Here is a 20,147-nt window from a genome sequence, read left to right on the forward strand (position 1 = left end):
TCGCGGGCGCTACCCGTGAGCGACCATGACGTGGCGGACGGCGGTATAGTCCTCCAGCGCGTAGAGCGACATGTCCTTGCCGTAGCCGGATTGTTTCAACCCGCCATGCGGCATCTCGTTGGTCAGCATGAAATGGGTATTGATCCAGGTGCAGCCATATTGCAGCCGGGCGGCTGTCGCCATGGCCCGCGAAACGTCCTTGGTCCACACCGACGACGCCAGGCCGTAGTCAGAATCATTGGCCCAGTTCACCGCTTCGTCAACTTCGGAAAAGCGGGTGACCGAGACCACCGGACCGAACACTTCGCGGCGCACGATCTCGTCCTCCTGCAGCGCGCCGGCGACGACGGTCGGCTGGTAGAAGAAGCCGGAGCCCTCGCCCGGCTTGCCGCCCGTGGTGATCTCGATGTGCTTGAGCTCAGAGGCGCGCTCGACGAAGCTCGAGACGCGGTCGCGCTGGCGACGCGAGATCAGCGGGCCGATCTCGTTTTCGGTATCGTCAGGACGATCATACTTGATAGTCGAGACGGCGGCGGAGAGGTCGGCGACGAGCTTGTCGTAGATCTTCTTGCCGGCGTAGATGCGGCAGGCGGCGGTGCAGTCCTGGCCGGCATTGTAATAGCCGAAGGCGCGCAGGCCGTTGACCACCGCGCCGAGATCGGCGTCGTCGAAGACGATGACCGGCGCCTTGCCGCCGAGCTCGAGATGCGTGCGCTTGACCGATTTGGCGGCAGCCTGCAGCACCTTCTTGCCGGTGGCGACGTCGCCGGTGATCGAGATCATGTTGACTTTCGGGTGGTTGATCAGCGTGTTGCCGACGCTGTCGCCGCGACCGAGCACGACGTTGACGACGCCTTCCGGCAGGATCTCGGCAAGGATTTTCGCCAGCTTCAGCGCGGTCAGCGGCGTCTGTTCCGACGGCTTGAAGGCGACGGTGTTGCCGCCGGCAATCGCCGGCGCCAGCTTCCAGGCCATCATCATCAGCGGATAGTTCCACGGCGCGATCGACGCGACAACGCCGATGGCGTCTCGGCGGACCATCGAGGTGTGGCCGGGAATGTATTCGCCGGCGACCTGGCCGGGCATCGAGCGGACCGCGCCGGCAAAGAAGCGGTAGCAGTCGACGATCGCCGGGATCTCGTCATTGAGCACGGCATTGATCGGCTTGCCGCAGTTCAGCGCCTCGAGCGCCGCGAAATCCTGTGCAGCAGCCTCGATGCGATCGGCGATCTTCAGGAGATAGCCGGCGCGCTGCGCCGGTGTTGTGCGGGACCAGGTGACGAAGGCTTTTTCGGCAGCAAGCACGGCCGCCTCGATCTGCGCTGGGCTGGCCTCGGGCAGATTGAGGATGGTCGCCCCGGTCTTCGGGTTGAGGATCGGCTCCTCGGTCTCGGTGCCTTTTTCGAATTTAGAGCCGATCAGCATCTGCGTGTCCATGGAAGTCTCTCCCTTGTGAACGAGATCATTTGCCCGAACCGGCGATCTGGTCGCCGTCGCGGGTCAGGTAATAGGCAGCGAGGATGGGGAGCAGCGTCACCAGCACTACCACCATCGCCACGACATTGGTGACCGGACGCTGGCGCGGACGGATCAATTCTTCGAGCATCCAGATCGGCACCGTCTGCTGCTGGCCGGCGGTGAAGGTGGTGACGATGACCTCGTCGAAGGACAGCGCAAAGGCAAGCATGCCGCCGGCCAGCAGCGCGGTTGCGATGTTGGGCAGCACGACATGCCGAAAGGTCTGGAAACCATCGGCGCCGAGATCCATCGACGCCTCGATCATCGAGCCGGACGTGCGGCGGAAACGGGCGACCGCATTGTTGTAGACGACGACCACGCAGAAAGTGGCGTGGCCGAGCACGATCGTCCAGAACGAGAACGGGATTTCGGCCAGCGCGAAGGCCGAGCGCAGCGCGATGCCGGTGATGATGCCGGGCAGCGCGATCGGCAGGATGACCAGCAGCGAGATGGTTTCGCGGCCGAAGAATTTTGTGCGGGACACGGCAGCGGCGCACAGCGTGCCCAGGACCAGCGCGATGGTAGTCGAGATCGCCGCGACCCGCACAGACAATGACAGCGCCTGCCAGACGTCGGGGCGGTTCCAGGTGACGGCGAACCATTGCGTGGTCAGGCCCGGCGGCGGCCAGACGAAGCTCTTCTCCTCGGTGGTGAAGGCATAGACGAAGATCAGCAGGATCGGCAAATGCAGGAAAAGCAGGCCGCCGGTGGCAGCGAGCTTCAGGCCGATCGGCGCGGATGGGCCACGGTCAGAGCGCATCGAAAGCCCCCATGCGCTTGGCGCCCCAGAGGTAGAAGCCCATGATGACAATGGGCACCACGGTGAAGGCGGCGGCGAGCGGGATGTTGCCGGCGGTGCCTTGCTGCGAATAGACGGCCTGGCCGATGAACAGCCGCGAGGTGCCGATGATCTGTGGGATGATGTAGTCGCCGAGCGTCAGCGAGAAGGTGAAGATCGAGCCGGCGACGATGCCGGGCAGCGCCAGCGGGAACAGCACGTTGCCGAAGGTCTGCCCGGGCGAGGCGCCGAGATCGGACGAAGCCTCGACCAAATTGCCTGGCACGCGCTCGAGTGCGGCCTGCACCGGCAGGATCATGAACGGCAGCCAGACATAGACGAAGACGATGAAGGTACCGGTTGAGGAGACCGACAGCGAGTTGCCGCCGACGACCGGCAGCGACAGCCAGGCATCAAGCAGCCACAGAAGATGCAATTTGGCCAGCAGCCAGGTCAGGATGCCTTCCTTGGCCAGAATCAGCTTCCAGGCATAGATCTTGACCAGGTAGCTCGACCACAGCGGCAGCATGACGCCGAGATAAAACAGCGCCTTCCAACGGCCGCGCGCATAGCGCGCCGCATAATAGGCGATGGGAAAGGCGATGACCGCCGCCGCCAGCGTCACCAGCGCCGCCATTGTCACCGTGCGCAGGATAATGTCGAGATTGGCGGCCTGCAGCAGGTCGCCATAGGTCTTCAGCGTGAATTGCCGGTTGATCAGGCCGGAGAACTCGTCGATCGAAAAGAAGCTCTGCAAAAGCAATGCGAAGAGCGAGCCGATATAGACGATGCCGAGCCACAAAACCGGCGGCAGCAGCATGAGGAGCAACAGCAGCTTCGGCTGTCGCCAAAAAATATCCGACACCGCGCCACGCAGGCCGCCGCTTCGCGGCAGGACGGCGGGCGGCGTGGCGCGCGGCATGACGGTGTCGAGGCTCATCCGAGCTCGTCCATCAAATGCAAATGCTCGCGCTTGAAGGTGAGCACCACCGCCTCGCCTTCCCCCGGCAGCACAGCACCCGCCGGCACGATGGCATGCAGTCGCAAGCCCTCTGCATCGAGCGCCAGTCTTGTCGTGGCGCCGAGATAGTTGGTCGAGACCAGGCGGGCGGCAACCCCTTCGCCGTTGGCCCGGCCAATACGGATGGATTCGGGCCGCAGGCTGCCCCAGCGATACTGGCCGGCATAGCGCTGGACGAAATCCGGCGGCAGCACGTTGGACGAGCCGACGAAATCGGCGACGAAGCGGGTCTTGGGGCGCTGGTAGATGTCTTCCGGCGTGCCGATCTGCATGATCTTGCCGTCATTGAAGACGGCCACGCGGTCGGCCATCGACAGCGCTTCGCCCTGGTCGTGGGTGACGAACACGAAGGTGATGCCGAGCGCCTTCTGCAGCGATTTCAACTCCTCCTGCATGTTTTCGCGAAGCTTGAGGTCGAGGGCGCCGAGCGGCTCGTCGAGCAACAGCACCTTGGGCTGGTTGACCAGCGCACGGGCGAGCGCGACGCGCTGGCGCTGGCCGCCGGAAAGCTGGCCAGGGCGACGGGCGCCGTAGCCGGGAAGCCGCACCAGCGCCAGCGCTTCTTCCGCCGCCTGTTGCCGCTCCGGTCTGCCGACGCCCTTGACCATCAGCCCATAGGCGACGTTGTCGAGCACGTTGAAATGCGGGAACAGCGCATAATCCTGGAACACGGTGTTGACGTTGCGGCGATAGGGCGGCACGCCCTCGGCGCGTTCGCCGAAGATCGAGATCGAGCCCGCCGTCGGCTGCTCGAAACCGGCGATGAGGCGCAGGCACGTCGTCTTGCCCGAGCCGGAAGGCCCGAGCATGGCAAAGAACTCGCCCGGCACGATGTCGAGATCGACCGCGTCAACGGCACGCACGCTGCCGAAATGGCGAGAGACGTTTTGGAAGGAAACGGCGGAGGTCATGGGGCTGTCCTGATCTGTCAGGCTCATCAAATTTCAGGCGGTAGCGCTGCCTCTTATCCGCCTGTCGGCACCTTCTCCTCGTATAGTGGACGGGGAGAAGGGAGGCGCTGCAACGCTGGCGACCCCCCGGTTCTTCACCGGGAGAGGGTAAGGGTGAGGGGCAGCGCCGAGCTTCGTAGGTGAGGCGAACTCACCGCCCGCCGATGACGCCGATATAGTCCGACACCCAGCGGTAATAGGGCACGCACTGGTCGTTCTGGGTGGCGCATTTCGAGACCGGCGTCTTCCAGAACTTGATCTTGTCGAAATTGTCGTAGCCGTTGGTCTTGCAGCCTTCCTCCCCGAGCAGTTCGTTGCCCTTGCAGGCGGCGGGCACCACCGGCAGCGAGCCGAACCAGGCGGAGACGTCGCCCTGCACTTTTGGCGACAGCGAATGCTCCATCCACATGTAGGCGCAGTTCGGGTGGGCAGCATCGGCCTCCATCATCGTGGTATCGGCCCAGCCGGTGACGCCCTCCTCGGGGATAGTCGAGGCGACCGGCTTCTTGGCCGCGATCAGCGTGTTGACCTGATAGGGCCAGGAACCGGAGGCGACGACGCCTTCGTTCTGGAAATCGTCGACCTGGATGGCGGCGTCGTGCCAATAGCGTCCGACCAGCGTACGCTGGACCCGCAGCAGGTCGAGCGCCGCCTTGTACTGATCCTCGGTCAGTTCGTACGGATCCTTGATGCCGAGCTCCGGCTTGTGAGCCATCAGGTAATTGGCGGCGTCGGCGATGTGGATCGGCCCGTCATAGGCCTGGACGCGGCCCTTGTTCGACTTGCCGTCGGGAAGCTTCATTTCCTCGAAGACCACGTTCCAGCTCTTCGGCGCCTCCTTGAACACTTCGGTGTTGTACATCAGCACGTTCGGCCCCCACTGATAGGGGACGCCGTAATGGACTCCGCCGACGGTGAACCAGGGCGCATCCTTCAGCCGGTTGTCGACCGTCTTCCAGCTCGGTATGAGGTCGGTGTTGATCGGCTGGACGCGCTTGCCGGCGACAAGGCGCAGCGAAGCGTCGCCCGAGGCGGTGACGAGATCGAAGCCGCCCTCGTTCATCAGCGAGACCATCTCATCGGAGGTGTTGGCGGTCTTGACGTTGACCTTGCAGCCGGTTTCCTTCTCGAACGAAGTGACCCAATCATAGGCCTTGTCGGTTTCGCCGCGCTCGATATAGCCCGGCCAGGCGACGATATTGACCTCGCCTTCGCCTTTGCCGAGCTCCTTGACCTGGGCGATGGCCTGGCCGGAGAAGCTCAGCGCGACCGTCAAGGCAGTGCATGATTTCAGCAATGAATTCATCGTCGATCTCCCATTTTTGCATGACCTCGAAACCGGTTTCGGGTTTCGGAAGAAGATCATGCGCCCGTTCAAAAACGTTGGATGCGCGGCTCTGAAGGGCCGTGCTCCTCGCATCGACCCGAAAATCGGAATCGATTTTCGGAAAGCCCGATGCGAAAACTAAAAGTCTTAGAGCGTACTATGTGCGTCCAATTGGACGCACGTCGCTCTAACGGCAGCTTTGTTCCCTGACCGAAAAGTGCTGCGAAATTTCCGGTTTCGCAAATTCATTTATCAGAAAGCCGATATCGATTTTTCCGATACGTCAGCGGCCAATCTTCTCGGGCCGTTGGCGCACCATGCGCTGCGACTGGGCAAGTCCGATGAAGTCGCGCGCCGCCTGCGGCAGACCGGAGCCGCGCCGCCAGACCATGCCGACCTGGACGACCGGCAACGACCCCGAAATATCGCGCGATTCGATGCGGTCGCCTTCCAGCGACCATGGCCGGTAGACGAGGTCGGGCAGCAGCGCCACGCCGGCGCCGGTAGCGACGAGGCTGCGCACCGCTTCGACCGAGCGGGTGCGGAAGGCGACATGCGGCTTGGCGCCGATTGCCGTCAGCAGCTTTCCGGTATTCTCCTCGATCTCGTCGACGGTCAGCATGATCAGCGGTTCCGAGGCGATGTCGCCGATGCCGATGATGTCGGCACCGGCCAAGGGGTGGCCGAGCGGCAGCCACAGCCGGTAGGCCGAGACTTCGAGGATTTCGGACTGCAGTGCCGTGCGGTCGCGCAGGTTCGAGGTGACCATGACGGCAATGTCGAGCTTGCCGCCAATTAACAGGTGCTCGAGATAGTCGCCATTGTCCTCGATCGCCGAGACCTCGACACCCGGATAGGCGCGGCGGTAGCGGGCAAGAAGATCGGAAAGCACATAGCCGGCGACCAGCGAGGTGACGCCAAGTTGCAGCCGCCCGCTTGCCGCGGCCTGTTCGCCGAAGAAGGCGCGGCGCGCATCGGAAACGTCGGCCAGGATCTTCCTCGCATGGCGCAGGAACTGGTGGCCTTTATGGGTGATGTTCAAGCCGCGCGGGTGGCGCTCGAACAGCTCGACGCCGAGATCGTGCTCCAGCTCCTTGATCGCTTCGGTGACCGAGGATTGCGAGATCGACAGGTTCTGGGCGGCGCCCGACACCGTGCCTTGCTCGGCGACGGCGATGAAGAACTGCAATTGGCGGATGGTGAAAGCCATGGCCAGACTAAACACGGCAGAGGCGGCGCTGGGAAGTGGGTGCTGGTGCCGATCTGCCGATAGAGCTCAGGCCTCGCTTCCGCCGTCCGCAATGCTGAGCCGCGCGCCGGCCTGGGCGAGGGCGGCGCCGATGTCGTGCGGCGGCGGAAGGTCGGTCGCGAGTTCGGAAAAGCCGCCGAAGCCGCAGACCTGAACAAGGCCCTGGCGGCCGAATTTGCTATGGTCGGTGACGACAAGCGAACGCTGGCCGCGCGACAGCACCATGCGGGCGAATTCGGCCTCTTCCAGATCATAGTCCATGACGCCGGTTATGGCATCGACCGCACCGGTCGATATCACTGCATGGCTGACGGAAAAGCGGCTGACGAATTCGATGGCCGAGACGCCGAAGGCAGCACCGGAATCGCTGCGCAGCTCGCCGCCGGCCATGTAGACCTTATTGCCGTTGACGGTGGCCAGTGTGCGGGCGATGTCGGAGGAGTTGGTGACGACCGTCAGCCGCCGGTGGCCGAGCAGTTCCCGGGCCAGGAAAGAGGTGGTGGTGCCGGTGTCGAGCATGATCGATTCGCCGTCGCGGATGGTGGCGGCGACCATGCGCGCTATTGCCCGCTTGGCATCGGCGTTCTCGCGCATGCGCCGCTCGAACGGCGCTTCGCCGGCAATCGACGGCAGGCCGACGGCGCCGTGCATCTTGAGGATGGAACCGTCGCTGGTCAGTGGCTTGACGTCGCGGCGTACTGTCTCCAGCGAGACGCCCAGCCGGTCGGCTAGGCTCGCAATGGTCACCGTGCCTTCCTCCTTGAGGAGGCGCAGGATTTCGCCATGCCGCTTCGAGTGGACCATCGGTTCCATCCGGTCGGATTGTTGCACCGCTGACCGCTTCTACGACATAAATGCCACTAACTCCAAGGAATTTAGCAAAATTCGGGCAAAAAACCAGAAAATACCACAAATTCGCGTTGACAACGCCTCCAGCGTGGCGCGACATTATCGCTGTGACAGGCTCGGAACGGAGGACGACGGCTGAGCCGCACGAAAAATCGCTTGCCCGAACGCCCGGGAGATCGTCGGGTGCAAGGGTCCCGAAATTCAGGATCCGCGGGGGCGGATGCCGGCGTCGAAGAACCCGGCACAAAGGGGCTCGTCGGTGCGGTGCGGGATACCGATCCCGGGATCTGCACCGACGAGATCTTCGCGTTGCCTCCATTCCTCCGTCCGATTGTCATCGCTGGCCAGCCGTGACATGCGTGGAAAACTGACCCAATGTTGGACGACATCGTGACTGTCGAAGACCGCATCCGTGCGCTGCCTTGCTGGACCGGCAGCATCGACATCGCGCCGCTGCCGGGCGGGCTGAGCAATGCCAATTATCTGGTCAAGGACGCGGCCGGGCGGCACGTCGTGCGGCTCGGCCAGGACTATCCGTTCCACCATGTCTTTCGCGAGCGCGAGATGATGACGGCGCGGGCAGCGCACGCGGCAGGCTTCGCTCCGGCCGTCCACTACACTGGACCCGGCGTCATGGTGACGGAGTATCTCGGCGCCAAGGCCTATGTCGCGCAGGACGTGCGCGCCGATCTCGGCCGCGTTGCCGCGTTGCTGCGCGGTTTCCACCGGGAGATGCCCGGTCATGTCTCCGGCGCCGGCTTCATGTTCTGGGTATTCCATGTCATTCGCGACTATGCGCGCACGCTGGAGGAAGGCCGCAGCCGTAAGCTGGGCGAACTGCCGCGCCTGCTGACGCTGGCGGACGAGCTCGAGCGCGCGCAAAAGCTGCTTCCGATCGTCTTCGGCCATAATGACCTCTTGCCGGCTAACATAATCGACGACGGTCACAGGCTGTGGCTCATCGATTTCGAATATGCAGGCTTCAACACCGCGATGTTCGACCTTGCCGGCGCGGCGTCGAATGCAGGCATGAGCGACGAGGAGTCCTTCGCCTTCCTCACCGCCTATTTCATGAAGGAGCCGGACCCCGCGATACGGCGCTCGCACGCCGCCATGCAATGCGCGTCGCTGCTGCGTGAGGCGATGTGGGGCATGGTTTCCGAGCTTTACCTCGACGCGCCCGGTGTCGACTACGCCGCCTACGCCGACGAAAACCTGGCGCGGCTCGAAGCCGCCCTGGAAAACTACAGGACAAAATACGGGACGCGGACATGACCTTGCCCGCCCAGGCCGGGATCGTCGTCATCGGCGGTGGCATCATCGGCTGTTCGACGGCCTATCATCTGGCGCGCGACCACAAGGCCGAAATCGTACTGCTCGAACAGGGCAAACTGACCTCGGGTTCGACCTGGCATGCTGCCGGGCTGGTCGGCCAGCTGCGCTCGTCGGCGTCGATCACGCGCGTGCTCAAATATTCGGTCGATCTCTACAAGGGGCTGGAAGCCGAAACCGGCCTCGCCACCGGTTGGAAGATGACTGGCTGCCTGCGCCTCGCCACCAATGGCGACCGCTGGATCGAGTATAAGCGGCTGGCAACGACGGCTAAGAGCTTCGGCATGGACATGCATCTGCTGTCGCCGGCCGAGGTCAAGGAAATGTGGCCGCTGCTGGAAACCGGCGACCTCGTCGGCGCGTCCTGGCTGCCGACCGACGGTCAGGCAAGCCCTTCCGACATCACCCAGTCGCTGGCCAAGGGTGCGCGCATGCATGGCGCAAAATTGTTCGAGGAGGTGCGGGTCACCGGCTTCGAAATGAGAGACGGCCGCATCACCGCGGTAAAGACCAGCAAGGGCGATATCGCCTGCGACAAGGTGGTGAACTGCGCCGGGCAATGGGCGCGGCAGGTGGGTGCGCTCGCCGGGATAAACGTGCCGCTGCAGCCGGTGAAGCACCAGTACATCATCACCGAAAAGATCGATGGCCTGCCGACCGACGCGCCGACAATTCGCGACCCCGATCGCCGCACCTATTTCAAGGAGGAGGTCGGCGGGTTGGTGATGGGCGGCTACGAGCCGAACCCGCAGGCGTGGACGACCGGTCTACCGGGCGGCGATGTGCCGGACGGTTGGGAGTTCCGGCTGTTCGACGATGATTACGATCATTTCGAGCAGCATATGAGCCAGGCGATCGAGCGTGTCCCGGCGCTCGCCAATGCCGGCGTCAGGCAGATGATCAACGGGCCGGAGAGCTTTACGCCGGATGGCAATTTCATCCTCGGTGTGGCGCCGGAATGCGCCAATATGTTCGTCGGCGCCGGCTTCAATGCCTTTGGCATCGCGTCCGGCGGCGGCGCCGGCTGGGTGCTGGCGCAATGGGTCGTCGACGGCGAGGCGCCGCTCGATCTGTGGGTGGTCGACATCCGCCGCTTCTCCGATCTCCACCGCGACCGGCAATGGGTCCGCGACCGCACGCTGGAAGCCTATGGCAAGCACTACACGATCGGCTTCCCGCATGAGGAATATGTCAGCGGCCGGCCGCGCATCGTCTCGCCTTTCTACGAGCGGCTGCAAAAACATCGCGCCGTGTTCGGCTCGAAACTTGGCTGGGAGCGGCCGAACTGGTTCGCGCCGGAAGGCATCGAGCCGAAGGACGTCTATTCGATGGGCCGGCAGAACTGGTTCCCGGCGGTTGGCGACGAGCACCGCCACGTGCGCGAAAAGATCGGCATTTTCGACCAGTCGTCTTTTGCCAAATACGAAATGACCGGAGCCGACGCGCTGAAGGCGCTGGACTGGATCTGCGCCAACGACGTCGCCAAGCCGGTCGGCCGGCTGACCTACACGCAGCTCCTCAATACGCGCGGCGGCATCGAGGCCGATTTGACCGTGGCGAGGCTCGGTGAGGAAAAATTCTACGTGGTCACCGGCACCGGTTTCCGCACGCATGATTTCTCCTGGATTGCCGATCATATCGGCAGGGAGTTCGACGTGACGCTGACCGACGTCACGGAGGATTTCGGCACATTGTCGCTGATGGGGCCGCGCGCCCGTGACGTGCTGTCAGCGGTGACCGATGCCGACGTCTCGAACGCCGCCTTTCCGTTCGGCCATGTTCGCGAGATCGCCATTGCCGGTCACGCCGTCCGGGCACTGCGCGTCACCTATGTCGGCGAACTCGGCTGGGAACTGCATGCGCCGATCGCGGCGACGGGCGAGGTTTTCGACGCGCTGATGACGGCGGGCGCTGTCCACGACATTCGCCCGGTCGGCTATCGGGCGCTGGAATCGCTGCGGCTGGAAAAGGGCTACCGCGCCTGGGGCGCTGACATTACACCCAACGACACGCCGCAGGAGGCCGGCCTCGGCTGGGCGGTGAAGCTCAGGAAGAACACCGATTTCCTCGGCCGGCGGGCGCTTGAAAAGCTCGATGGCTCGACGCTCGGCAAACGCTTTGCCGGCTTCACCGTCGATGATCCGGACGTCGTGCTGCTCGGGCGCGAGACCATCCTGCGCAACGGCGAGGCGGTCGGTTATCTCACCAGCGGCGGCTATGGCTACACCATCGGCAAGAACATCGGCTACGGCTATGTGCGCAATGCCGATGGCGTCAACGATGATTTCCTTACCTCCGGCAAATACGAGCTGGTGGTGGCAATGGAACGGACGCCGGCTAAGATACACCTCGAGCCGCTTTACGATCCGGCAGGAGCAAAGGTGAAGGCATAGAGCCTTCCGGTTTCAGCCTCAGTTCACGATGAGCACCAGCCCCCGGCTCGGCACGGTATCGGCCTCGCCTGGCATCGAAACATAGGGCGGCGTCTCTTCGGCGCGCGTGACGGTGCCTTGCGCCTCGAGCTCGGCGACCCGCGCGGCAAACCCGGCATCCCACAGCGTGTTCTTCACTGTCAGCACGATCACTCCGCCCGGCCGGCAGATGCGGATCAGCTCGTCCAGACCCTCGGCCCCGACATGGCCGGACGTGAAGACGCCGGCTGAGATGATCCCGGCATAGGCGTCGTCCACGAAGGGCAGCGGTCCGCCAAGCGCCAGGCAGTGCAGCGCTGAATAGACGCCCTTGCGCGCGGCTTGCGCCAGCATGCCTTCCGAGATGTCGAGCGCCTCGACCTGCGGATAACCGGTAATGGCAAGCCATTCGCCGATGAGCCCGGTGCCGGCGCCGGCATCGAGCAGAGGAGCGGCGCCGCGCGCCAGATGGCGGGCCAGCAAGGCAAGGCAGATGGTGGGATGGCGATAGCCAGCCGCCGACATGTCGGCGTCATAGGTGCCGGCCCACCTGTCGTAAAGAGCCGCGATGTCTTCCGGCCGCTTCGCCGCATAGGCTGCGGCGAGCGCGCTCTGATGTTTGCTGTTTGTCATTGCTGTCCGTCGCCTGGTATCGATCCGCAACGCGATCATAGCCAAACGGCGAAAACTGTGGAACCGTCGTCGTCCCAATAATACGGGGAAAGGAGCGAAATCCATGGCGGACGACCGGGCGCGCGCCGCACTTGCGGCCATTCCGATGCTGGCCGGCTATGACGGCCCTCTGGAACGGCTCGGCGGTCTCACCAACCTCGTCTTCAGGGGTAAGGATTTCTGCCTGCGTATCCCCGGCAAGGGTACCGAGGAATACATCAACCGCGCCAACGAGGCAGTGGCGGCGCGGGAAGCGGCGAAGGCCGGCGTCAGTCCCGATGTGCTGCATGTCGATGCCGAGACCGGCGTGTTGGTGACCCGCTTCATCGCCGGTGCCGAGACGATGTCACCGGAAAAGTTCAAGACTCGGCCGGGCAGCCCGGCACGCGCCGGCAAGGCCTTTCGCAAACTGCACACATCCGGCGCGGTGTTCCCCTTCCGCTTCGAGCTGTTTGCGATGATCGACGATTATCTGAAAGTGCTGTCAACCAAGGACGTCGCCCTGCCTGCCGGCTACCACGATGTGGTCCGCGAGGCGGAGACCGCGCGCGCGGCACTTGCGGCTCATCCTCTGCCGATCGTCGCCTGCCACTGCGACCCGCTCTGCGAAAACTTTCTCGATACTGGGGACAGGATGTGGATTGTCGACTGGGAATATTCCGGCATGAACGATCCGCTCTGGGATCTCGGCGACCTCAGCGTCGAAGGGCAATTCGACGCCGCGCAGGACGAAGAAATGATGCGCGCCTATTTCGGCGGCGAGCCGAGGCCGGCGTGGCGCGCCCGCATCGTCATCTACAAGGCGATGTGCGACCTGTTGTGGACGCTCTGGGGCTTGATCCAGCTTGCCAACAAAAATCCGGCCGACGACTTTCGCGCCTATGCCGACGGCCGGTTTGCGCGCTGCAAGGCGCTGATGGAAACGCCGGAATTTTCGCGGCATCTCGCAGCGGTGCGCCGGAGTTAATTCACACCCTTCGGCACGTTTTCGGGCGGTACCGTGTCGACCACCTTCTGGCGGTGGAAGATGAACAGGCCGGCCAGCACGACGATGGCCGAGCCGATCAGGATGCGCGGCCCAGGCACATCGCCGAAGAAGGCGAGGCCGAAGACCACTGCCCACAACAGCAGGCTGTAATGCAGCGGCGCCAAGGTCGAGGCCGGCGCCAGCTTCAACGCCCTGGTTATCATCAGATGCGCGCCGCAGGAGACGATGCCGAGAAGCAGCATGGCGCCGAAATCGAGCGAGGACGGCGTCTTCCAGCTGCCGAGGGTCAACGCAGCGCCGACCAGCAGCGTGCCGATGGTTTGCCAGGTGACCAGCGAGGTGTCGCTGGTGCCGCGCAGCCGCCGATTGAGGATGATGGCGAAGGCAAAGGAAATGCTGCCGGCGAGCGCGAACATCGACGACAGCGAGAACGCGGCCGAGGACGGCTTCAGCATGATCAGCACGCCGCAGAAACCGACCAGGATAGCCGCCCAGCGGCGCCAGCCGACCCTTTCGCCGAGCAGGAAGTGCGACAGCGCCGCGACATAGATCGGCCCGGCCATGTAAAAACTCATCACATCGGCGAGCGGCAGATAGACGACCGCCGCGTAGAACAGCGCCGTGTCGAGCGTCGTCATCACCACGCGAAGCAGCTGCAGCTCCGGCCGCTCCATGCGAAACAGCTTGGCCGCACCCTGATGTGCAATCATCGGCCCGAGTATGAAAAACGCGCCGATCGAGCGGATCAGCACGACCTGGCCGACGGAAAAACTGGCGACCAGCCACTTGCCCATCGCGTCGTTCAGCGCAAACAGGAAGTCGCCGGCGAGCATCAGCAGGATGCCGGCCAGCAGCACGTTCATGATCGTTGAGTACTGGGCTGCGGGCTGCGCCATTCCGTTACCGGTTCCTCGCCGTGGGGTACGGTGACCCGCGTCGTAGTCGCAAGCTGCGGCCATGACGAGACGAAAATCGAGAATTCGGTAAGACCAGCGCCGGAAATCGGCTGGACTAATGCATGTCGCGCAAAAGTGTGCAGCGGTTTTGCGATAACGACACGCTTAAAAACAAGACCTTAAAGCGCGTCGCGTGGGTCCGTTCAAACGCGACGCGCTTTAAGCGTGGCGCCGGTTCACCGTGCCCGGCCTTCCAGCGATCGAAAGCCGCGTGTCCTGCCGGCTGCGCTCGGCCACCACCTTGCCCCTGGCGATGACGCAGAGACGCTCTGGGCGCAGCCGCAGGGCCTCGACCGGGTTGCCGGCATCGAGAACGACCAGGCTGGCGCGCTTGCCGACCGCCAGGCCAAGGTGGTCGAGGCCCATGATGGCGGCATTGACGTTGGTGACCATATCGAAGCAGCGCGCCATCTCGGCCGGGCTCGACATCTGCGCGACATGCAGGCCCATGAAGGCGACGTCGAGCATGTCTGCAGTGCCCAGCGAATACCAGGGGTCGAGCACGCAATCCTGGCCCCAGCCGACGCGGATGCCTTGCGCCAGCATCTCCTTGACCCGCGCCAGTCCGCGGCGCTTGGGAAAGGTGTCGTGGCGGCCCTGCAGCATGATGTTGATCAGCGGATTGGGGATCGCCGAAACGCCGGCCTCGGCAATCAGCGGCAATAGCTTCGAAACGTAGTAATTATCCATCGAATGCATCGATGTCAGGTGCGAGCCGGCCGCTCTGCCCTGCAACCCGAGCCGCTGCGTCTCATAGGCAAGCTGCTCGACGTGGCGCGACAGCGGATCGTCGGTCTCGTCGCAATGCAAGTCGACCATCAGGCCGCGCTTCGCCGCGATTTCGCAGAGCTCGGTGACGGAGCGCGTGCCGTCGGCCATTGTGCGCTCGAAATGCGGAATGCCGCCGACAACATCGACGCCTATGTCGAGCGCCCGGATGGTGTTGTCGCGCGCCGTCGGCGAGCGGTAAAACCCGTCCTGCGGGAAGGCGACCAGCTGCAGGTCGATATAGGAGCCAACCGTCTTCTTCACGTCGAGCAGCGCCTCGACCGCCAGCAGGCGGTCGTCGCAAACATCGACATGGGTGCGGATGGCGAGCAGGCCCATCGACACCGCCCAGTCGCAATAGGCGAGCGCACGGTCGCGCACCGCTTCGTAGGTCAAAAGCGGCTTCAACTCGCCCCAAAGCGAGATGCCTTCGAGCAGCGTGCCCGAGACATTGATGCGCGGAATGCCGAGCGAAAGCGTGGCGTCCATATGGAAATGCGGATCGACGAAGGGCGGCGAGACCAGATTGCCATGGGCATCGATCGCCGTGCCGGCGCTGACGTTCAGCTCGGGCTCTATCGCTGCGATCGTTTCGCCGACGATGCCGACATCCGCGATCCTGCCGTCGGGCAGCGTCCCGCCGCGCACCACAAGGTCAAAATCCATCTAGCGCCACCTCGTTCAAAAAAGCCGTTTCTTTCCATGCAGCGCGCTGCCGCAAGGCGGAACCTTCAGGCGCGGCCCTTCCCTTCTTCCCTTGTGGAAGAAGGTGGCCGCGAAGCGGCCAGATGAGGGGTGTTCCAGCTTGGCGCCGGCGGCACTCCGTCCAGCACCCCTCAACCGTCTTGGCGTTGCGCGCCAATCCACCTTCTCCCACAAAGGGAGAAGGAAAAGCCTCTATTCCGGCACGTACCGCACCGCCCCCTTGGCGGCACTTGTCGCCATCGCCGCATAGGCGCGCAAGGCTGTCGTCACCTTGCGCTTGCGCTTTTCTTCGGGCTTCCAGGCAGCCGTTCCCCTGGCCTCCATCGCGGCGCGACGGGCGATGAGTTCGGCGTCGTCGACAGCAAGCCTGATGGTGCGGGTGGGGATATCGATCTCGATCGTGTCGCCTTCCCTGACCAGCCCGATCAGACCGCCTTCCGCGGCTTCCGGCGAGACATGGCCGATCGACAGGCCGGAGGTGCCGCCGGAAAAACGACCGTCGGTGATCAGTGCGCAGGCTTTGCCGAGACCTTTCGACTTCAAATAGCTGGTCGGGTAGAGCATTTCCTGCATGCCGGGTCCGCCGCGTGGCCCTTCATAGCGGATGACGACGACATCGCCGGCCTTGATCTCGTTCGACAGGATCGCCTTGACGCTGGCGTCCTGGCTTTCGAACACTCTTGCCGGACCGGTGAATTTCAGGATCGATTCATCGACGCCCGCCGTCTTCACGATGCAGCCATCGATTGCCAGATTGCCTTTCAGCACGGCAAGGCCGCCATCCCTGGAGAAAGGATGTTCGGCCGAGCGGATGACGCCCTTCTCGCGGTCGAGATCGAGATCGTCCCAGCGGCGGTCTTGGCTGAACGCGACTTGCGTCGGCACGCCGCCGGGTGCCGCCAGGAAGAAATCCCGGACATTCTGGCTGGTGGTGCGCGAAATGTCCCAATGATCGAGCGCTTCGCCGAGGCTTGCGGTGTGCACCGTCGGCAGGTCGCGGTTGATCAGCCCGGCGCTATCCAACTGGCCGAGGATGGCCATGATGCCGCCGGCGCGATGGACATCCTCCATGTGGACGTCAGCCTTGGCCGGAGCCACCTTGCACAGCACCGGCACCCGCCGCGACAGCCGGTCGATGTCCTCCATGGTGAAGTCGACCTCGCCCTCATGTGCCGCGGCGAGGATGTGCAGGACCGTGTTGGTCGAGCCGCCCATGGCGATGTCGAGCGTCATGGCGTTCTCGAAGGCGCCCTTCGAGGCGATGCTGCGCGGCAGCGCGGTGTCGTCGTCCTGTTCGTAATAGCGCTGGGCAAGATCGACGATCAGGTGGCCGGCCTCGACGAACAGGCGCTTGCGGTCGGCATGCGTCGCCAGCGTCGAACCATTGCCGGGCAAGGACAGGCCGAGCGCCTCGGTCAGGCAGTTCATCGAATTGGCGGTGAACATGCCGGAGCAGGAACCGCAGGTCGGACAGGCCGAGCGTTCGATGGTCCTGACGTCCTCGTCGGACACTTTGTCGTCGGCGGCCGCGACCATAGCGTCGACCAGATCAAGCGCCTGGCTCTTGCCGGCGAGCACCACCTTGCCGGCCTCCATCGGCCCGCCGGAGACGAAGACGGTCGGGATGTTGAGGCGCAGCGACGCCATCAGCATGCCGGGCGTGATCTTGTCGCAATTCGAGATGCAGACCATCGCGTCGGCGCAGTGCGCGTTGACCATGTATTCGACCGAGTCGGCGATCAATTCGCGCGACGGCAGCGAATAGAGCATGCCGTCATGGCCCATGGCGATGCCGTCATCGACGGCAATGGTGTTGAACTCCTTGGCGACGCCGCCGGCTTTTTCGATCTCGCGGGCAACCAGCTGGCCGAGATCCTTCAAATGGACATGGCCCGGCACGAATTGGGTGAAGGAATTGACCACGGCAATGATCGGCTTGCCGAAATCCGAATCCTTCATGCCGGTAGCGCGCCACAGGCCGCGAGCGCCGGCCATGTTGCGGCCATGGGTGGTGGTGCGGGAACGATAGGCGGGCATTGAACTGTCCTTGCTGTCTGCGTCGCGCCCAAAGGTGCGGAAAACCGGAATTGAGCCGCAGGCCTTATAGACGGCACACTCTGGTCTGGCCACAATTTTGCGCTGCGCCAGGGTGCGGAACGAGCGGCCAGCCAAAGACGCAGCCGGTCCAGGCCGTAAAAAAGTCAGAAGTGCTGTCGGATCGTGTTTTGCTCGAGCGTCCTTGAGCTGACGGCGGGACCGGGCATCAATTGCCAGCCGGCCGTTTTGCGAGTGAAACAAGCCAAAACCAGCCCGAGGAGCAAGAGAATGCAAAAGATCACCCCCTGCCTGTGGTTCGACGACCAGGCCGAGGAGGCCATGAACCATTACATCTCCATCTTCAAGAATTCGAAGGTGCTGAGCGTGATGCGCTGGCCCCAGGGCAGTGGCGATAATGAGGGCAAGGTGCTGATGGTCTCATTCGAGCTCGACGGCGTTCAGTTCCAGGCGCTCAACGGCGGCCCGCAATTCAAGTTCACCCAGGCAGTCTCGCTCTCCATCGACTGCAAGACGCAGGAAGAGGCCGACTATTTCTGGGACAGGCTCATCGCGGGCGGTGGCCAGCCCAGCCAGTGCAGCTGGCTGAAGGACAAATTCGGCCTCTCCTGGCAGGTCGTTCCCGAGCAGCTGCCCAGGCTGCTGCTGGACCCCGATAGGGAAAAGGCCGGCCGCGTGATGCAGGCGATGATGCAGATGAGCAAGATCGACATCGCCAAGATCGAAGAGGCAGCGAAAGGGTGAACGAACGCGATCTTTCCTTCTCCCCTTGTGGGAGAAGGTGGATCGGCGCGAAGCGCCGAGACGGTTGAGGGGTGCTGGACGGAATGAGACGTTGGTGTTTCCTGGAACACCCCTCATCCGTCGCCTTCGGCGACACCTTCTCCCACAAGGGGAGAAGGGAAGGGGCGCATCAAGCCGCTCTGTCGCGGACCTGATAATCCTTGACCGCGGCGAAGCGGATCGCCTTCCAGCGCTCGGCCTCGTAGTTGAGCGAGAAGGCGTGCTGGGCGAGGAACACCGGATCGTTGTCGAGGTCGCGGGCAATGTCGCCGCGATGCGCCTCGATGAAGCGCTGGAGCTCGGCCCTGTCGTCGGCCGATATCCAGCGGCAGACGGAAAAGCGCGACATCTCGAAATCGACCGGCAGCGTGTATTCGAAGTTTAGCCGCTCCTTCAAGACGTCGAGCTGCAGGGCGCCGACGACGCCGACGATGGCTGGCGAGCCGTCCTCCGGCGAGAACAATTGCACGACGCCTTCCTCGGCCATCTGGTGCAGCGCTTCCTTGAGCTTCTTGGCTTTCATGGCATCGCCGAGGCGAACGCGGCGCAGGATTTCAGGCGCGAAATTCGGCACGCCGCGAAACAGGATCTCCTCGCCTTCGGTCAGCGTGTCGCCGATGCGCAGCGTGCCGTGGTTGGGGATGCCGACGACATCGCCGGCGAACGCCTCGTCGGCCGTGACGCGGGTGCGGGCGAAGAAGAATTGCGGTGCCGACAGGCTCATCGGTTTTCCCGTGCGCACCAGCTTGGCCTTCATGCCGCGCTCGAGCTTGCCGGAGCAGACGCGGACGAAAGCGATGCGGTCGCGATGGTTGGGGTCCATATTGGCCTGGATCTTGAAGACGAAGGAGGTCATCTTGTCCTCGGTCGCCTCGACCTTGCGGCTGTCGGCCTCCTGCGCGCGCGGCGGCGGCCCGTAGGCGCCGAGCGCCTCGATCAGGTCGCGCACGCCGTAATTGCGCAGCGCCGAACCGAAATAGACCGGCGTCAAATGGCCCTCGCGGAAGGCATCGAGGTCGAGCGGGCGACAGGCCGCGCGCGCCAGTTCCAGCTCCTCGATGAAGGCCTCGCGCTCGTTCTCCGGCAACAGGCCGGCGACGCGGTTGGAATCGGGTCCATTGACCGGCGTGCGCTCCTTTTCGGCGTCGCCCTTGCGCACCGCGTTCAGCGCCAGATGGTAGGTCCCGGAAAAGGTCTTGCCGCGGCCGATCGGCCAGGTGATCGGCGCTGTATCCAGTGCCAGCTTCTGCTCGATCTCGTCGAGGATGTCGAATGGGTCTCGGCTTTCGCGGTCCATTTTGTTGACGAAGGTGATGATCGGGATGTCGCGCAGCCGGCAGACCTCGAACAGTTTCAGCGTGCGCGGCTCGATGCCCTTGGCGGCGTCGATGACCATGACCGCGCTGTCGACCGCCGACAGCGTGCGATAGGTGTCGTCGGCGAAATCCTCGTGGCCGGGCGTGTCGAGCAGGTTGAAGACGGTGTCCTCGTATTCGAAGGTCATCACCGAGGTGACCACCGAAATGCCGCGCTCGCGTTCGATCTTCATCCAGTCCGAGCGGGTCTGGATGCGGTCCTTCTTGGCCTTGACCTCGCCGGCAAGCTGGATGGCGCCGCCGAACAAAAGCAGTTTTTCGGTGAGCGTCGTCTTGCCGGCGTCGGGGTGGGCAATGATCGCGAAAGTGCGGCGGCGCGATACCGCTTGTTCGATGTCTTCAGCCAATTTCATGGAATCCTGTCTGTGGCGCGGGCTTCTAGCAGCGCTTTTCCAGCCTGTCGAACGGA

General features: G+C 63.7%; 16 protein-coding genes. 4 read left to right on the top strand and 12 right to left on the bottom strand.

Going from position 1 to position 20,147, the window contains the following annotated elements:
- Positions 1 to 9: 9 nt before the first annotated feature.
- The 7 genes from NKH28_RS01735 to NKH28_RS01765 form a co-directional block, all read right to left on the bottom strand.
- Positions 10 to 1,437, bottom strand: a complete 1,428-nt coding sequence (locus NKH28_RS01735) for a gamma-aminobutyraldehyde dehydrogenase (protein ID WP_352540419.1) — start codon at positions 1,435 to 1,437, stop codon at positions 10 to 12.
- A 25-nt stretch (positions 1,438 to 1,462) separates the two neighbouring features.
- Positions 1,463 to 2,278 (bottom strand): ABC transporter permease, encoded by an 816-nt coding sequence (locus NKH28_RS01740; protein WP_352469946.1) that lies wholly within the window; start codon positions 2,276 to 2,278, stop codon positions 1,463 to 1,465.
- Positions 2,268 to 3,218, bottom strand: a complete 951-nt coding sequence (locus NKH28_RS01745) for an ABC transporter permease (RefSeq protein ID WP_352977774.1) — start codon at positions 3,216 to 3,218, stop codon at positions 2,268 to 2,270. Before NKH28_RS01745 ends, NKH28_RS01740 begins: the two co-directional genes overlap by 11 nt.
- A 14-nt stretch (positions 3,219 to 3,232) precedes the next feature.
- On the bottom strand, positions 3,233 to 4,228 hold the full coding sequence (locus NKH28_RS01750; protein ID WP_352540420.1) for an ABC transporter ATP-binding protein: 996 nt from the start codon (positions 4,226 to 4,228) through the stop codon (positions 3,233 to 3,235).
- Between the two features lie 190 nt (positions 4,229 to 4,418).
- Positions 4,419 to 5,573 carry an ABC transporter substrate-binding protein gene (locus NKH28_RS01755; protein ID WP_352540421.1) on the bottom strand — a complete coding sequence of 385 codons (1,155 nt, stop codon included), beginning with the start codon at positions 5,571 to 5,573 and terminating at the stop codon, positions 4,419 to 4,421.
- Between the two features lie 304 nt (positions 5,574 to 5,877).
- On the bottom strand, positions 5,878 to 6,804 hold the full coding sequence (locus NKH28_RS01760; protein WP_023676350.1) for a LysR family transcriptional regulator: 927 nt from the start codon (positions 6,802 to 6,804) through the stop codon (positions 5,878 to 5,880).
- Positions 6,805 to 6,870: 66 nt separating this feature from the next.
- Complete coding sequence (locus tag NKH28_RS01765; protein WP_352540422.1) at positions 6,871 to 7,647, bottom strand: DeoR/GlpR family DNA-binding transcription regulator; 777 nt, start codon at positions 7,645 to 7,647, stop codon at positions 6,871 to 6,873.
- Between the two features lie 435 nt (positions 7,648 to 8,082).
- Between NKH28_RS01765 and NKH28_RS01770 the strand changes: the two genes are divergently transcribed.
- Entirely contained in the window at positions 8,083 to 8,967 is an 885-nt protein-coding gene (locus NKH28_RS01770; protein WP_023676353.1) for a phosphotransferase family protein, read from the top strand.
- Entirely contained in the window at positions 8,964 to 11,417 is a 2,454-nt protein-coding gene (locus tag NKH28_RS01775; protein WP_352977598.1) for a GcvT family protein, read from the top strand. The genes NKH28_RS01770 and NKH28_RS01775 overlap by 4 nt, the downstream gene beginning before the upstream one ends.
- Positions 11,418 to 11,435: 18 nt before the next feature.
- Here NKH28_RS01775 and NKH28_RS01780 read toward each other — a convergent pair whose 3' ends face one another.
- Positions 11,436 to 12,068 carry a class I SAM-dependent DNA methyltransferase gene (locus tag NKH28_RS01780; RefSeq protein WP_352977600.1) on the bottom strand — a complete coding sequence of 211 codons (633 nt, stop codon included), beginning with the start codon at positions 12,066 to 12,068 and terminating at the stop codon, positions 11,436 to 11,438.
- Positions 12,069 to 12,171: 103 nt separating this feature from the next.
- On the opposite strand from NKH28_RS01780, the gene NKH28_RS01785 reads away from it, so the two are divergent.
- Positions 12,172 to 13,074, top strand: a complete 903-nt coding sequence (locus NKH28_RS01785) for a phosphotransferase (RefSeq protein ID WP_352977602.1) — start codon at positions 12,172 to 12,174, stop codon at positions 13,072 to 13,074.
- Here NKH28_RS01785 and NKH28_RS01790 read toward each other — a convergent pair.
- From NKH28_RS01790 to ilvD, 3 genes are all read right to left on the bottom strand, one after another.
- Positions 13,071 to 13,991 (bottom strand): DMT family transporter, encoded by a 921-nt coding sequence (locus NKH28_RS01790; RefSeq protein ID WP_352540426.1) that lies wholly within the window; start codon positions 13,989 to 13,991, stop codon positions 13,071 to 13,073. The two genes, NKH28_RS01785 and NKH28_RS01790, sit on opposite strands and share 4 nt — an antisense overlap.
- Positions 13,992 to 14,210: 219 nt before the next feature.
- Positions 14,211 to 15,485, bottom strand: a complete 1,275-nt coding sequence (locus NKH28_RS01795) for an amidohydrolase family protein (RefSeq protein ID WP_352977604.1) — start codon at positions 15,483 to 15,485, stop codon at positions 14,211 to 14,213.
- Positions 15,486 to 15,716: 231 nt separating this feature from the next.
- The gene (gene ilvD, locus NKH28_RS01800) at positions 15,717 to 17,561 is read right to left on the bottom strand and encodes a dihydroxy-acid dehydratase (protein WP_352977606.1); all 1,845 of its coding nucleotides are present in this window, start codon (positions 17,559 to 17,561) and stop codon (positions 15,717 to 15,719) included.
- Positions 17,562 to 17,849: 288 nt separating this feature from the next.
- On the opposite strand from ilvD, the gene NKH28_RS01805 reads away from it, so the two are divergent.
- Positions 17,850 to 18,323 carry a VOC family protein gene (locus NKH28_RS01805; protein ID WP_352458664.1) on the top strand — a complete coding sequence of 158 codons (474 nt, stop codon included), beginning with the start codon at positions 17,850 to 17,852 and terminating at the stop codon, positions 18,321 to 18,323.
- A 169-nt stretch (positions 18,324 to 18,492) separates the two neighbouring features.
- Here the strand turns inward: NKH28_RS01805 and NKH28_RS01810 are convergent, their stop codons facing one another.
- Complete coding sequence (locus NKH28_RS01810) at positions 18,493 to 20,085, bottom strand: peptide chain release factor 3 (protein WP_352458663.1); 1,593 nt, start codon at positions 20,083 to 20,085, stop codon at positions 18,493 to 18,495.
- Positions 20,086 to 20,147 lie beyond the last annotated feature (62 nt).

Source organism: Mesorhizobium sp. M1227, from assembly GCF_040318315.1.
Classification (GTDB): Bacteria; Pseudomonadota; Alphaproteobacteria; order Rhizobiales; family Rhizobiaceae; genus Mesorhizobium.

What these genes read in the sequence shown, in the direction of transcription:
- NKH28_RS01735 (WP_352540419.1), bottom strand. Translation starts at nt 1,437, where the DNA reads ATGGACACGCAGATGCTGATCGGCTCTAAATTCGAAAAAGGCACCGAG.
- NKH28_RS01740 (WP_352469946.1), bottom strand. Translation starts at nt 2,278, where the DNA reads ATGCGCTCTGACCGTGGCCCATCCGCGCCGATCGGCCTGAAGCTCGCT.
- NKH28_RS01745 (WP_352977774.1), bottom strand. Translation starts at nt 3,218, where the DNA reads ATGCCGCGCGCCACGCCGCCCGCCGTCCTGCCGCGAAGCGGCGGCCTG.
- NKH28_RS01750 (WP_352540420.1), bottom strand. Translation starts at nt 4,228, where the DNA reads ATGACCTCCGCCGTTTCCTTCCAAAACGTCTCTCGCCATTTCGGCAGC.
- NKH28_RS01755 (WP_352540421.1), bottom strand. Translation starts at nt 5,573, where the DNA reads ATGAATTCATTGCTGAAATCATGCACTGCCTTGACGGTCGCGCTGAGC.
- NKH28_RS01760 (WP_023676350.1), bottom strand. Translation starts at nt 6,804, where the DNA reads ATGGCTTTCACCATCCGCCAATTGCAGTTCTTCATCGCCGTCGCCGAG.
- NKH28_RS01765 (WP_352540422.1), bottom strand. Translation starts at nt 7,647, where the DNA reads ATGGTCCACTCGAAGCGGCATGGCGAAATCCTGCGCCTCCTCAAGGAG.
- NKH28_RS01775 (WP_352977598.1), top strand. Translation starts at nt 8,964, where the DNA reads ATGACCTTGCCCGCCCAGGCCGGGATCGTCGTCATCGGCGGTGGCATC.
- NKH28_RS01780 (WP_352977600.1), bottom strand. Translation starts at nt 12,068, where the DNA reads ATGACAAACAGCAAACATCAGAGCGCGCTCGCCGCAGCCTATGCGGCG.
- NKH28_RS01785 (WP_352977602.1), top strand. Translation starts at nt 12,172, where the DNA reads ATGGCGGACGACCGGGCGCGCGCCGCACTTGCGGCCATTCCGATGCTG.
- NKH28_RS01790 (WP_352540426.1), bottom strand. Translation starts at nt 13,991, where the DNA reads ATGGCGCAGCCCGCAGCCCAGTACTCAACGATCATGAACGTGCTGCTG.
- NKH28_RS01795 (WP_352977604.1), bottom strand. Translation starts at nt 15,485, where the DNA reads ATGGATTTTGACCTTGTGGTGCGCGGCGGGACGCTGCCCGACGGCAGG.
- ilvD (WP_352977606.1), bottom strand. Translation starts at nt 17,561, where the DNA reads ATGCCCGCCTATCGTTCCCGCACCACCACCCATGGCCGCAACATGGCC.
- NKH28_RS01805 (WP_352458664.1), top strand. Translation starts at nt 17,850, where the DNA reads ATGCAAAAGATCACCCCCTGCCTGTGGTTCGACGACCAGGCCGAGGAG.